The sequence below is a fragment of the bacterium genome (genome assembly GCA_024228115.1).
GTDB lineage: Bacteria > Myxococcota_A > UBA9160 > UBA9160 > UBA6930.
The window spans coordinates 38,105-50,547 of record JAAETT010000234.1 but is presented as its reverse complement, the minus strand read 5'-3'; the positions used below and the strand labels follow the sequence as shown (position 1 = coordinate 50,547).

13 protein-coding genes are annotated in these 12,443 nt (G+C 65.7%); 11 read left to right on the top strand and 2 right to left on the bottom strand.

All coding sequences use genetic code 11. The annotated features are described in order from the left end of the window. Positions 1-5 precede the first annotated feature (5 nt). The gene (gene mrdA, locus GY937_10920) at positions 6-1,901 is read left to right on the top strand and encodes a penicillin-binding protein 2 (GenBank protein ID MCP5057224.1); all 1,896 of its coding nucleotides are present in this window, start codon (positions 6-8) and stop codon (positions 1,899-1,901) included. Then, positions 1,885-2,997 carry a rod shape-determining protein RodA gene (rodA, locus tag GY937_10915; protein ID MCP5057223.1) on the top strand — a complete coding sequence of 371 codons (1,113 nt, stop codon included), beginning with the start codon at positions 1,885-1,887 and terminating at the stop codon, positions 2,995-2,997. The genes mrdA and rodA overlap by 17 nt, the downstream gene beginning before the upstream one ends. Positions 2,998-3,481: 484 nt before the next feature. Here the strand turns inward: rodA and trxA are convergent, their stop codons facing one another. Then, positions 3,482-3,811, bottom strand: coding sequence for a thioredoxin (gene trxA / locus GY937_10910; GenBank protein ID MCP5057222.1), 330 nt, complete (start codon positions 3,809-3,811; stop codon positions 3,482-3,484). Between the two features lie 254 nt (positions 3,812-4,065). Continuing rightward, complete coding sequence (locus GY937_10905) at positions 4,066-4,281, bottom strand: hypothetical protein (protein MCP5057221.1); 216 nt, start codon at positions 4,279-4,281, stop codon at positions 4,066-4,068. A 255-nt stretch (positions 4,282-4,536) separates the two neighbouring features. On the opposite strand from GY937_10905, the gene GY937_10900 reads away from it, so the two are divergent. The 9 genes from GY937_10900 to GY937_10860 all read left to right on the top strand — a co-directional run bounded on the left by GY937_10900 (position 4,537) and on the right by GY937_10860 (position 12,416). Continuing rightward, on the top strand, positions 4,537-5,091 hold the full coding sequence (locus tag GY937_10900) for an SIS domain-containing protein (protein ID MCP5057220.1): 555 nt from the start codon (positions 4,537-4,539) through the stop codon (positions 5,089-5,091). Next, complete coding sequence (locus GY937_10895) at positions 5,088-6,065, top strand: hypothetical protein (protein ID MCP5057219.1); 978 nt, start codon at positions 5,088-5,090, stop codon at positions 6,063-6,065. Before GY937_10900 ends, GY937_10895 begins: the two co-directional genes overlap by 4 nt. After that, positions 6,062-6,607, top strand: coding sequence for an Appr-1-p processing protein (locus GY937_10890; GenBank protein MCP5057218.1), 546 nt, complete (start codon positions 6,062-6,064; stop codon positions 6,605-6,607). The genes GY937_10895 and GY937_10890 overlap by 4 nt, the downstream gene beginning before the upstream one ends. A gap of 184 nt (positions 6,608-6,791) precedes the next feature. After that, positions 6,792-7,394 carry a cytochrome c biogenesis protein CcsA gene (gene ccsA / locus GY937_10885; protein ID MCP5057217.1) on the top strand — a complete coding sequence of 201 codons (603 nt, stop codon included), beginning with the start codon at positions 6,792-6,794 and terminating at the stop codon, positions 7,392-7,394. Further along, the gene (locus tag GY937_10880; protein ID MCP5057216.1) at positions 7,391-8,707 is read left to right on the top strand and encodes a glutamyl-tRNA reductase; all 1,317 of its coding nucleotides are present in this window, start codon (positions 7,391-7,393) and stop codon (positions 8,705-8,707) included. The genes ccsA and GY937_10880 overlap by 4 nt, the downstream gene beginning before the upstream one ends. 34 nt (positions 8,708-8,741) lie before the next feature. Continuing rightward, complete coding sequence (gene hemC, locus GY937_10875) at positions 8,742-9,674, top strand: hydroxymethylbilane synthase (GenBank protein MCP5057215.1); 933 nt, start codon at positions 8,742-8,744, stop codon at positions 9,672-9,674. Next, positions 9,671-11,269 carry a uroporphyrinogen-III C-methyltransferase gene (gene cobA / locus GY937_10870; protein MCP5057214.1) on the top strand — a complete coding sequence of 533 codons (1,599 nt, stop codon included), beginning with the start codon at positions 9,671-9,673 and terminating at the stop codon, positions 11,267-11,269. Before hemC ends, cobA begins: the two co-directional genes overlap by 4 nt. Next, the gene (hemB, locus tag GY937_10865; protein MCP5057213.1) at positions 11,266-12,240 is read left to right on the top strand and encodes a porphobilinogen synthase; all 975 of its coding nucleotides are present in this window, start codon (positions 11,266-11,268) and stop codon (positions 12,238-12,240) included. The genes cobA and hemB overlap by 4 nt, the downstream gene beginning before the upstream one ends. Further along, complete coding sequence (locus GY937_10860; protein MCP5057212.1) at positions 12,240-12,416, top strand: DUF4177 domain-containing protein; 177 nt, start codon at positions 12,240-12,242, stop codon at positions 12,414-12,416. The genes hemB and GY937_10860 overlap by 1 nt, the downstream gene beginning before the upstream one ends. Positions 12,417-12,443 lie beyond the last annotated feature (27 nt).

The following is a 12,443-nucleotide window of genomic DNA, read 5'->3' as shown; positions in this document are numbered from 1 at the left end:
GCGTCTTGAGCACCCAACTGGCGGGGGGGCAGTTGCCGATCGAAGGAAGGCTGTACCTGGCGGCCGCCTTGATCCTTGGGGTCCTGTTCGTTTTCGTGGTCCGGCTCTTCCAGCTCCAGATCCTGGAGGGGGACGAGCTGCGCCGCCGGTCCGAGCAGAACTCGGTTCGCCAGGTTCGTTTGGAGGCACCGCGGGGAGAAGTGCTCGACAGGGAAGGCAGGGTGCTTGCCAGTACGCGTCCGGCCTATCGGCTGGAGGTCACGCCTAACGATCTTTCTGCTCGTGAACGGACATTCGCCGCTCTCGGGCAGTTGCTCGGAGCGGCCCCTGCGGAGTTGGACGAAAAGGCGGGCTCGAGCAGGGGGAGCCGGCGTTTCCGTCCTCGCGTGCTGGCGGATGATCTGGATTTCGAGATGCTCGCGCGGGTCGAGTCCCATCGGTTCGCGATGCCGGGCGTTCACACCCACGTCGAACCCCGGCGCCACTATCTCTCCGGCACCCTGGCCGCTCATCTCCTGGGGACGATCGGAGAGATCCGCGCCGATCAGCTCGAACGTGAGGCCTTCCAGGACTACCGTTCCGGCGATGTGATCGGGCAGACCGGCTTGGAGGCGCGCTTCGAGGCCCATCTCCGCGGTCGGGAAGGCGGCCGGAATGTCGTCGTAGACGTCGCTGGCCGAGAGGTGGGGGATCCGCTCCTGGAGGTGCCGGCGGTGCCCGGAGGCCGGGTGGTGTTGAGCCTGGATCGGGATCTGCAACTCGCCGCCGAGGAAGGCTTCGAAGAGGCTCCCGAGGGCGAACTCGCACGGATTGGTGCCGCCGTGGCCCTCGATGTGAACACGGGTGACGTGCTCGCGATGGTGTCGCGGCCCGCCTTCGACCCGAACTCCTTTGCCGGCGGCATCGACACGGCCACCTGGAAGGGGCTCACATCCGATGATTGGGATCCTCTTCAGAACCGCGCACTCCAGAATCACTATCCTCCGGGTTCGACGCACAAGGCCATCGTTGCGGCCGCCTTGTTGCAGGAAGGTGTGATCGGTCCGCGTACGACGGCCTACTGTCCCGGGTTCTTTCGTTTCGGTGGCCGCGTCTACCGCTGTTGGAAGCGCGCCGGGCACGGCACGGTGGATCTCATGGATGCGCTACGCGAATCCTGCGATGTGTTCTTCTACACCTACGGTGAGAAGCTCGGCATCGACCGGCTTGCCAACTACGCGAAGGCGTTTGGAATCGGCCGCACACCGGGCCTCGGCCTGGGATCCGAGGCGCCCGGGTTGGTACCGAGCAGTGCGTGGAAGCGGCGGCGTTTCGGGAAGCCCTGGTATCCGGGCGAGACCGTGTCGGCGAGCATCGGTCAGGGCTTCAATCTCTACACGCCGTTGCAGCTCGCCGTCGCTTATGCCGCTCTCGCCAATGGTGGCAAGGTGATGAAGCCACGGCTGGTCTTGCGGCTCGAGACCCAGGATGGAATCACCGTGAAGAGCTTCCCGACGGAGCAGGCTGGCGAAGTGCCCGTCACGCCGGCCCGGCTCGCCCTGGTTCGTCGCGGTCTACGCGCTGTCGTGGAGGAGCCCCATGGAACCGGTGCACGTGCGCGTGTCCCCGGTGTCGAGGTGGCGGGCAAGACGGGGACGGCACAGGTCGTTCGTCTCGATCAGGTGGAAGGCCTGAAGGAGAACGAGATCCCGATTCGGCAGCGTGATCACGGCTGGTTCGGTGCCTTCGCTCCGGCGGACGATCCGGAGATCGCCGTGGCCGTCTTCGTCGAGCATGGCCTTCACGGCAGCACGGCCGCGGCACCCATCGCTCAGCGCATCCTGGCCCGCTACTTCGAGAAGAAGAACGGTGGGCCGTTGGTGGCCGCGACCGAAGGGGGCAACGATGAATCCGGCGATTGACCGGCGTTCCCTGCAGCACTTCGACTGGGTGTTGCTCGGGCTCGTCGCATGCGTGCTGGGGATCGGCCTTGCGAATCTCTACTCGGCATCCTCGCCTGGGGTGGAGTCAGGCCTGCCGCCGGAATTTCGCCGGCAGACGCTTGCCCTGGGCGTCGCCACGATCGGAATGCTGGTGGCCCTGGTCCTCGACTACCGGCGTCTCGAACGTCTGGCGGTGCCGGTCTATGTGGGCACGCTCTTGTTGGTCGCATCCACTCTGGTGTTGGCTCCGATCACGCGGGGGAACCGCTCGTGGCTGATCTATGGCCCGCTCAGCCTCCAGCCGGCAGAACTCGCGAAGGTGGGCCTGATCCTGGCGATGGCTCGTTACTTCCACCGCAACCCGCCGAGTGAGATCCGTCGCGTCCGCGATCTCTGGGGGCCCGCCATGATTGCAGCGGGCCCGGTGGGCTTGATCGTCCTGCAACGAGACATGGGGGTTGCGGTGCTGACGATGCTGATCGCGGCCACCTACCTGTTGTTCGTTCGCATTCCTGCTCGCGCGTGGGCCGCGCTTGGTGCCGCCGGTGTCGTAGGACTCGCTGGCCTTTGGACCTACGTGTTCAAGGACTACCAGAAGGAGCGCATCCTCGATTTCCTGGATCCCTCCCGAGATCCGCTCGCCTCCGGCTACCAGCAGATCCAGTCGCGGATCGCGGTCGGTTCCGGCGAGCTCTTTGGCAAGGGATACCTCGAAGGCACCCAGACCCAACTCCAATTCCTCCCGACTCAGCATTCGGATTTCGCCTTCTCGGTGCTCGCCGAGGAATGGGGTTTCCTCGGCTCGGTCACGCTGCTTGCCGTCTATTTCTTGCTGATGATCTGGGGCCTCGTCGTCGCCAACAACTCCAAAGACAGCTTCGGCGCCATGCTCGCAATCGGAGTCGTCGGAATGCTCTTCTGGCCGGCCGTCATCAACGTCGCCATGGTTTTGGGCCTGGCCCCGGTGATCGGCGTCCCGCTCCCCCTGGTCTCCTACGGCGGCTCTCAACTGCTGGCCAACCTCGTCGCCATCGGCCTCCTCATGAACGTCTCGATGAGGCGCTACATCTTCTAACCCCTCCCCCATTTCCCAGCCAAACCTGCGGCAGGCGCCGCTTGGCTCCTCGAGACGGATCGCGGGCCGGGGGGCGGCCATCGCGGAATGGCTCGGCCGGGGCTTGGTAGGCCGCTTTCGACCTGGACACGGGTTCGCTTACGCGGCTTCGCCGCTAGCGAACTTGCACACGCCCAATAGCCGAGATGCCTGCGCTTTATTTCCGCGCTGACCGCCCCCCGCCCCACGATCGGCCGTGCAGGCAACCGGGACCGCCTCGCCGGGGCCAGGCGCAGGTCGGGCGGAAATAAAGCGCAGGCATAGGTCCCGTTCAGCGTGCGCGTAGGTTGCCCGCGGCGATAGCCGCGTAGGCAACACCCCGTCCACCTTTCTGCGCGGCCCCCCGCCCCCCGGCCGAGCCATTCCGCCCGGCCTGTGCCTGGCCCCGGCGACTCCACGCCTAGCAAGAGGAGCAAGGCGACCTCAGGAAAAAGGGTGGAGGAGGCTAGACCAGCTTCTGCGCCATTTCTTCGAAGGCGCTCTTGGGCCGGGCGCCGGTGATCTGCTCGACGACCGTTCCGCCCTTGAAGGCGAGCACGGTGGGGATGGCGCGGACGCCGTATTTTCCCGGAGTGGCCGGGTTCTCGTCGATGTTCATCTTGACGATCTTGACCTTGCCGTCGTAGGTGCCGGCCAACTCCTTGACGATCGGCGCGATGGCTCGACACGGGGCGCACCATTCGGCCCAGAAGTCGATGATGATCGGAGTGTCCGATTGGAGGACCTCCTGCTCGAAGTTGTCATCCGTGACGTCGATGATCTCGGCCATACGCAGCTTGTACTCCCTGTCGTCTTGAGCGCCCCCGCGAAGCTTACCACCGCAAGCCCGACGTCAAATCCCGGTCACCGGTGCTGGGCGGAGCGCCGCTCCGAGAGGGAGTCGAGCTCGCCGGTGACCACCGCCAGGGAACCCGCTCCAGCGCGGGCGAGGCGGGCGGCGAGCGCCATGGCCGCGTCGGGTTCTCCGATTACCACGATTGGATGGGCTGGGTCCAGCCAGGCGTCCGGGAACGGATCGTCTGTGTCTAGCTAAACAGCGTTTCGAAGGGATGGGGCCCTGAGGCCGCGGGGTAGGGGATGGACGATGGTGACCTCTCCTTCCTCCATCAGGGCCGCAGCCTCGTCGGCAGAAATCTCTCGAATGGGCGCTTCGCCGCTTCGCTCGAGCAGGCTGCCAAAGCCGTCCCGGCAGGCGGGGATGGCGAACAAGGCGATCGTCAGCAGCAGTGGAAGCGCGCGGATCACCCCGGCAGCATAGCAGTGGGGTCTGGTGCACCCGGCTGGGAGAATTGACGCCCCGAAACTGGCCCGGTATGTTCGAAACGCCCGATCTACTTGATATTGCAGGGTTTTCTTCGGTTTCTCCTGTTCCCCCTCGGTTCTCCCTGGTCAGGCTTGGTTGGGCTTGGTGCAATCGCCCCGCTGCGGGCCGTCATCGTTGCGAAAGGATCTCTGCCCGTGGGTTCTTCTTTCGATCCCGTCGCTCGGGTACGCGACAGCCTGGAGGAGAGCGCCCGCGTCAAGCGCGGCGTGGCCGCGGACCTTTCCGAGGAGATCGCCCGTGCCGGTGCCTGGGTGGCGGACGTCTTCCGCTCCGGCGGGAAGGTCCTCCTGATTGGCAATGGTGGCTCGGCGTCCGACGCTCAGCACATTGCAACGGAATGGACGGGCCGGCTCAACCGGGAGCGCCCTGCGCTGCCGGCGCTCGCGCTGACCGCCAACTCTTCGGATCTGACGGCGATCGGAAACGACTACGGTTTCGATCGTTTGTTCGCCCGGCTGATCGAAGCCCACGGCGTGGCGGGGGATATCGTCGTCGCGATTTCGACTTCGGGCAATTCACCGAACGTCCTGGCGGCGGTCGAAGAGGCGGCTCGCCGCGGAATGCAGACGATCGGCTTGCTCGGAAAGGGAGGTGGCAAGCTCGTTGGGCGGGTAGATCTGCCACTGGTCGTGCCTTCCAACGACACCCAGCGCGTGCAGGAATCCCACATCGCCATCCTTCACACGATTGCCGAGGTCGTGGACGAGATCCTCTACCCGGAGGATGCATGACGCGCCGTCTGCCGCGGATCGATCGAAGCCAGATTCGCACGTATCCGGCACGAGAGCGATTCAGCAAAGTGAAGCGCTCTCTCGAAGGTGTGCCTCACGAGCCGGGTTCGGACTTTCAGCAATTCCTGGACCGACTTCCCGGGATTCTCGGTGCGAAGGATCTGCGCGCCGCGATCGACGCCGCGGGCCGTGCCCACGCCAAGAACAAGCTGATCCTCTGGGGCTTCGGTGCCCACCTCATCAAGGTCGGTCTGGCCCCGGTGGTGGTGGACCTGATGGAGCAGGGCTTCGTTTCAGGCTTGATGATGAATGGCGCTGGCTGCGTGCACGATTTGGAACTGGCGATGATGGGCCAGACCAGCGAAGACGTGGCACCGGCCCTCGATGAGGGCAGCTTCGGCATGGCTCGGGAGACTTCCGAACGGCTGAATGGAGCGATCGAGGCCGGCCATGCCGCGGGCCTCGGTATGGGAGAGGCCGTTGGGCGGGAGATCCTGGAGGGCAAAGGTTTCCGCTACAAGGATCGCTCGGTTCTCGCGAATGCGGCCCGCCTTGGAATCCCGGTCACCATCCATGTGGCCATCGGGACCGACATTCATCACATGCACCCGAGTGCGGACGGTGCGGCGTTAGGCGCCACCAGCTACCGCGATTTCGAGACCCTGACTCGCCTGGTCGCGGCTCTCGAGGGCGGCGTACTCTTCAACATCGGCTCGGCGGTGATCCTGCCCGAGGTCTTCCTGAAGGCCCTGGCCCTGGCCCGCAATCTGGGGAACAAGGTCGAGAAGTTCACGACGGTGAACTGCGATTTCATCCGCCAATATCGCCCCAGTGTGAATGTGGTCGAGCGGCCCACCCGGCTCGGCGGTCGCGGCCTCTCGTTGATCGGTCATCACGAGATCCTGGTTCCGTTGATTGCGGCGGGGCTCATCGAAGCCCAGGCCCCGAATCAGGCGAAGGGAAAGCGGCGATGAGCGGACGGATCGCTCTCGAAGAAGGCGACATCACGGCCGCCCAGGTCGATGCAGTCGTCAACGCGGCGAACTCGGAGTTGAAGCTCGGTTCCGGTGTGGCCGGCGCAATCCGCACGAAGGGTGGCCCGACCATCCAGGCCGAGTGCGATGCCCACGGGCCGATCGAAGTGGGAGGCGCGGCGCTCACAGGTGCGGGCGACCTTCCTGCTCGCTACGTCATTCACGCAGCGGGCATGCCGCCCGGGGGCCAGGCCAGCGAAGAGAGCGTGCGCGCTGCCATGTTGGCCAGCCTCGAGCTGGCCCGCTCCCAGGCGCTGCGTACGATTGCCGTGCCCGCGATTGGCGCGGGGGTTGGTGGCGTTTCCTTGCAGCGCTCTGCCGAGATCCTGTTGGAGGAAGCTCATTCGCATCTCGACGGAGAGACGACTCTCGAGGAGATCCGATTCGTCTTGTTCGGAGAGCCCGCCTACAGGGTGTTCGAGATGGTGGACGATGCCGCCAAGGTGGCGGCCCAGATGGAGCGCATGCGCTCCCGGTCTTGATGATGGGATTGCTCTTCTACGAGCTGGCGACTGTTGCCTACCTCTTGTCCGCCTTGCTTGCGGTGCTCCGTGTCATCGTGCGGAAGGATTCCTTCGGACGCGCCGCGGTGTTTGCTCTCGCCGCAGGCGTGCTTCTTCACTCGGGGGGGGCTGGCAGCTTCATACCCTCGAGCCCAGGCCCTCGATGAACTCCCTGCCGATGGCGCTCTCGTTCATGGCCTGGGTGGGATCCCTCATCTACCTGGGGCTGCTGTTCTGGGTGCGCGGTCAGGGTCTCATCCTGGTCGTGGCACCGGCGGCCTTTCTCGGTTGCGTGTCGGGGCTGCTGTATCTCTATGCCCCCCGGCCAACCGAGGACTTGCATCCGGTCTGGTCCCACCTCCATGTGCTGCTTTCGAGTGCTGGGCTGGCGACCCTGGGAGTCGCCGCGGGCGCCGGGCTGCTCTACATCGGCCACCACCGTGCCATCAAACGCAAGCGCCGGCTGGCCCGGTCCCTGCCGCCTCTCGAGAGCCTCGATCGGGTCAATACCATTGCACTCGGCGTGGGTTTCATTTTGCTCACCCTTGGCCTGTTCACCGGGGTGTTGTGGGTCTACGAGACCGAGGGGCGGCTCTGGGAGGCGAACCTCCACGCGAAAGCGACGCTGGGTGCCTGGGTATTGTGCGGTGCCGCAACCCTGGCGCGTTTCGGCTTCGACGTGGGCGCACGACGAGTGGCCTTCCTCTCGGCTGCGGGCTTCGGACTTCTCGTCTTCGCGGTCGTCGGTGCGGGAGCGTTCTCTTGAATCTCCTGCTGCTCGGCATGAGCCATCGGACATCCTCTCTCGATCTGCGCGAACGCTACGCCGTCGGCGATCTGGGGCCGGCCAATGAGAAGCTCGTGGCAGATCCGGACATCGAGGAATGCGTGATCCTCTCGACCTGCAACCGGGTCGAAGTCCTCGTGCTGACGCGCAGCCCGGCGGCCGCCCGGCTGCGCCTCCGATCGTTCGTCGAACGCGAGCTTCCCGACGAGGTTCAGCGTCCGAGCCCCGCCGAACTCGAGTCCGCGCTCTACGAGCTGTCGGATGCCGAGGCTACCCGCCACGTCTTCCGTGTCGCCTGCTCGGTCGACTCGATGATCGTTGGCGAACCGCAGATCCTGGGGCAAGTGAAAGAAGCCTATCGGGCGGCTGTGGCCACGGGAAGCTGCGGGCCGATTCTGTCGCGCCTCTATCAGCGTGCCTTTTCCACGGCGAAGCGCGTACGCAACGAAACCCGTATCGGCGAGCGCGGCGTTTCCGTTGCCCGCGTGGCGGTGGATCTGGCCAGGCAGATCTTCGAGAGCCTGGATGACAAGGCTGCTCTCTTGATTGGCGCTGGTGAGATGATCGAGCTGGCGCTCGAACGTCTGCGATCCTCCGGGTTGCGGAGCGCACGCATCGCCAACCGCACGCCGGCACGAGCCGCGGCCCTGGCGACACGTTTCGAGGCTTCGGCCCACGGCCTGGAGGAGCTCCCGACCCTTCTCGAACAGAGCGACGTCGTGCTGACGTCGATCGGCGGCGACAGTCCGCTTCTGACTTCCGAGGTCGTGGCGGAGGCGCTTCGCGACCGCCGGCATCGGCCGCTCTTCGTGATCGATATCGGAGTTCCGCGCAACGTGGCGCCCGATGTGAACCAGCTGGATTCGGTGTATCTCTACGATCTCGACGATCTGTCCGGAATGGCCGAAGCGAATGCGGACGAGCGGCGGCGCGAAGTGGCTCGGGCGGAGAACATCGTTCTCGAGGAAGAGCAGCGCTTCGAAGGCTGGCTGACGGCTCTGGCTGCCGTGCCCACGATTCGAAGCCTCCGCACGCGGGCCGAGGCGATTCGCGCTGCTGAGTTGGAGCGCGGCCTGGCATCCCTCGAGTGGAGTGATGCCCATCTGGATGCCGTCGAGTCCATCACGCGGGCGATCATCAACAAGCTTCTTCACGCACCCCTTGCAAGGTTGCGCCAGGAAGTCGATCGGGAAGAGGGGCTGGCTCACCTGGAGGCTGCACGTGTGCTCTTCGCCCTCGATGATGGCCGGGCACCCGGTGCAGAAGCCGACCGGCGGGAGGAAGACGAATGAGGTTCGGGCGCTTCGTCGGACCGGGAGACGAGGGATGAAGCTGGTCCGCATTGCAACGCGCGGAAGTGCCCTGGCATTGGCCCAATCCGGTCATGTGGCTCGGGCGATCGAAGTGGCTCTTCGTTGCCGCACGGAGCTCGTGAAGATCCAGACCACCGGGGATCGGATCCAGGATCGCTCACTTGCAGCGATCGGTGGCAAGGGGCTGTTCATCAAGGAAGTCGAGGAGGCTCTCATCGACGGTCGCGCGGATGTCGCGGTGCATAGTGCGAAGGATCTTCCGCCGGAACAGGCACCGGGTCTCATGCTGGCCGCGTTTCCCATGCGGGCCGATGCGAGGGACGCGCTGGTCGGCCGCGATTCGGGCGCGACGGTCGAGGCGCTACCCCGTGCCAGCCGGGTGGGCACCGGCAGCGTGCGTCGCGCCAGTCAGCTTCTGGCCTATCGCCCGGATCTCGTGATCGTGCCGATCCGAGGCAACGTCGATACGCGCTTGCGCAAGCTCGAGGATGAAGACCTGGCGGCGGTGGTGTTGGCCAGCGCCGGGCTCGAGCGCCTCGGTCTCGAGGAGCGCATCGATGAACGGATCGATGAAGGGCTGATGCTCCCCGCTGTCGGCCAGGGCACGCTGGCCCTCGAATGTCGTCAGAACGAGGCTCTTGCGGACGATCTGCTCGCAATCGATCACCCCCCGACGCGGGTATCGATTACAGCGGAACGTGCATTCCTGGCTGTGCTTTCCGGGGACTGCCACGCACCGATCGCGGGCCGCGCCGAACTCCAGGCCGATGGTCGGGTGAAGCTGCGCGCTCGGGTCCTGTCACCCGATGGCCGAAATGTCGTGGCCGCCGAAGCCAGCGGTTCTGCCGCCGATGCGGAGGCGCTTGGCAGGGCGGCTGCGCGAGAGGCCCTGGGGCGAGGTGCTCTTCGCTTGATCGAAGAAGCTCGGGAAGGGTCGAAGGCGTGAACTCGCGATCCGGGAGTGCGTCCCGGGATGACGAGACCGCGTCGCGGCCGGGGCGCGTCTTCCTGGTGGGCGCGGGACCGGGTGCACCGGATCTCTTGACCCTGCGCGGCGCCGAACTCCTGGGCTCTGCGGATGTCGTCGTGTACGACGCGCTGGTGTCCCAAGAGATCCTGCGGCTCATCCCGCAGAGCGCCGAGTGCATCAACGTTGGCAAGCGAGGGCATGACGCCCCCACGCGAAGCCAGGCCGGAATCGAGGAGCTGCTGGTCGATCGGGCCCGGGCCGGCGAGCGGGTGGTTCGCCTCAAAGGCGGAGATCCCTTCGTATTCGGCCGAGGTGGCGAGGAAGTCTCCGCCTGCCGCGCCGCCGGCATCCCTTGTGAAATCGTTCCTGGTGTGACTGCTGCCGCCGCTGCACCCGCGGCGGCAGGGATTCCTCTGACCGATCGTCGCTACGCCGCGTCCTTCGCCGTCGTGACGGGCCACAACGATCCAACGAAAGTGCGGGAGGCGCTCCGCTGGGAGGAACTTGGTCGCGGCGCCGATACGCTCGTGATCCTGATGGGTGTTCGGAACCTGCGGCAGATCACGGCGCGCCTGATCGCCGGTGGCCGGGCCGCGAGCACTCCGTCAGCAGCCATTCGCTACGGCACACTTCCGGGCCAACAGGTCGTGGTGGCGCCGTTGGGCGAGCTGGCGGCGGAGATCGAGGCCGCCGGGCTCACCTCCCCGGCTGTCATCGTGGTGGGGGATGTGGTGCGGCTGCGAGCCGAGAATGGCAGTGCCGAGGATCTGCCGCTCTTTGGGCGCCGTGTCCTTCTCACGCGGCCGGCCGCTTCGGCTGCGTCCTGGGCCCTGGCGTTTCGCGACGCGGGAGCCTTGCCGGTGGTCGTGCCGATGATTCGTATCGAAAGCCTCCCGCCCTCGTCCGAGATCGATGCGGTGCTCGCAGATCTGGCAGGCTTCGATGCGTTGCTGTTCGCCAGCGCGAACGGCGCACGCCAGCTGGCCCTGCAATTGCGCGGCCGGGGGATCGCACCTCGGGACCTCGCGATCCCTGCCCATTGCGTCGGCCCCGCTACCGCGGTGGCAGCTCGGGACGAGGCGTTTTCGCTGGGGGAGTTGCCCGATGCTCGTTACGACGCCGAGGGCCTGGCGGATCACCTGATCGAGAAGGATCTGGTGGTGGGCAAGAAGCTTCTCCTCTCCCAACCCGTGCAGGGCCGGCGTGTCCTGGCCGACCGATTGCGCGAAGCCGGAGCGAGCGTCCAGGAATTGGCCATCTACCGGACGGTCCCGGAATCCTTCGACAGCCCGGAATTGGCCGCATCGTTGGCGGCGGGGGCTCTCGATGCGTTGGTCTTCGCCAGCCCTTCCGCCGTTCGGAGTTTCGCGACGGGCCTGGGAGACGACCTTGCCGAAGTGAGGGACATCGACGTGGTGGCTCTCGGAGCCGCCACCGCCGATGCCCTGCGCGAGATCGGACTTCCTGCGACCCTCGAGCCGACCAGCGCGACGGTCGATCAGTGCATCCAGGCCCTGACCCGAGCCAAGAGAGCGGCCCCCGCACACGGCCCGGAAGGAGAAAGGGAATGAGTTTTCCGAGAACCCGACCGCGACGCCTTCGCCGGAGCGAAACCCTCCGTTCGATGGTCCGTGAGACCCGCCTCTCGCGAGACGACCTGATCTTGCCGCTCTTCGTCGTCGAGGGGAGCGGCGTGCGGGAGCCGGTCGCATCGATGCCTGGCGTGTTTCGTCACTCTGTCGACCAGCTGGTGCTCGAGTGCAAGGAGACGAGGGATCTGGGCATCCCTTCGGTGATCCTCTTCGGGATCCCGACGGTCAAGGACGCTCGGGGCTCCGGGGCCGACGCGACGGATGGGATCACCCAGCGTGCCGTCGAGGCCGTCAAGAATGAGGTTCCCGATCTCTGCGTGATCACCGACGTCTGCCTGTGTGAGTACACGGACCACGGCCATTGTGGGATCGTTCAGGACGAAGAGGTGCTGAACGATCCTTCGGTGGCCCGCCTCGCCGAGACGGCATTGTCTCATGCACGCGCCGGCGCCGACATCGTCGCTCCGAGCGACATGATGGATGGGCGCGTCGCTGCCATCCGCACGATCCTGGATGACAACGGCTTCGAGCAGGTCGCGATCTTGAGCTACGCCGCCAAGTTTGCGAGCGCGTTCTACGGGCCATTCCGAGACGCAGCGGAGAGCACGCCCGCATTCGGAGATCGCCGCGCCTATCAAATGGACCCTCCCAACGGACGTGAGGCCCTTCGTGAGATGCGGCTCGATCTCGAAGAGGGGGCCGACGCCCTGATGGTCAAGCCGGCACTTCCGTATCTCGACATCCTCGCGGCCGCTGCGTGTGAATTCGACGTGCCGCTGGCCGCCTATCATGTGTCCGGGGAGTACTCAATGATCCACGCCGCCGCAGAGCGTGGCTGGATCGACGGTCCTCGGGCGATGCTCGAGGCCACGATCGCGATCAAGCGTGCCGGCGCGGATTGGATCCTCAGCTATGCGGCCAAGGACCTGGCTCGAAGGATCTCGGCCTGATGGCGCTCGAGTACAAAGTTGTCGAAACGAGCGATGTGACCTCCGAAGCCCTGGAGGAAATCCTGAACGAATGGACTCTCCAGGGCTGGACGCTCGACACGATGCAATTCGCAATGCGCGACTCTTCCAAGAGACCCGCCATGGCCTTCGTGACCTTCACGCGCACCGCGTCGTAGCGAGAAGCCGTCCTCGTCTCCGGGCGG

Bases quoted from the DNA above. Each gene is read 5' to 3' on its own strand.
- hemB (MCP5057213.1), top strand. From the start codon at position 11,266: ATGAGTTTTCCGAGAACCCGACCGCGACGCCTTCGCCGGAGCGAAACC.
- GY937_10860 (MCP5057212.1), top strand. From the start codon at position 12,240: ATGGCGCTCGAGTACAAAGTTGTCGAAACGAGCGATGTGACCTCCGAA.
- GY937_10890 (MCP5057218.1), top strand. From the start codon at position 6,062: ATGAGCGGACGGATCGCTCTCGAAGAAGGCGACATCACGGCCGCCCAG.
- rodA (MCP5057223.1), top strand. From the start codon at position 1,885: ATGAATCCGGCGATTGACCGGCGTTCCCTGCAGCACTTCGACTGGGTG.
- GY937_10895 (MCP5057219.1), top strand. From the start codon at position 5,088: ATGACGCGCCGTCTGCCGCGGATCGATCGAAGCCAGATTCGCACGTAT.
- hemC (MCP5057215.1), top strand. From the start codon at position 8,742: ATGAAGCTGGTCCGCATTGCAACGCGCGGAAGTGCCCTGGCATTGGCC.
- ccsA (MCP5057217.1), top strand. From the start codon at position 6,792: ATGAACTCCCTGCCGATGGCGCTCTCGTTCATGGCCTGGGTGGGATCC.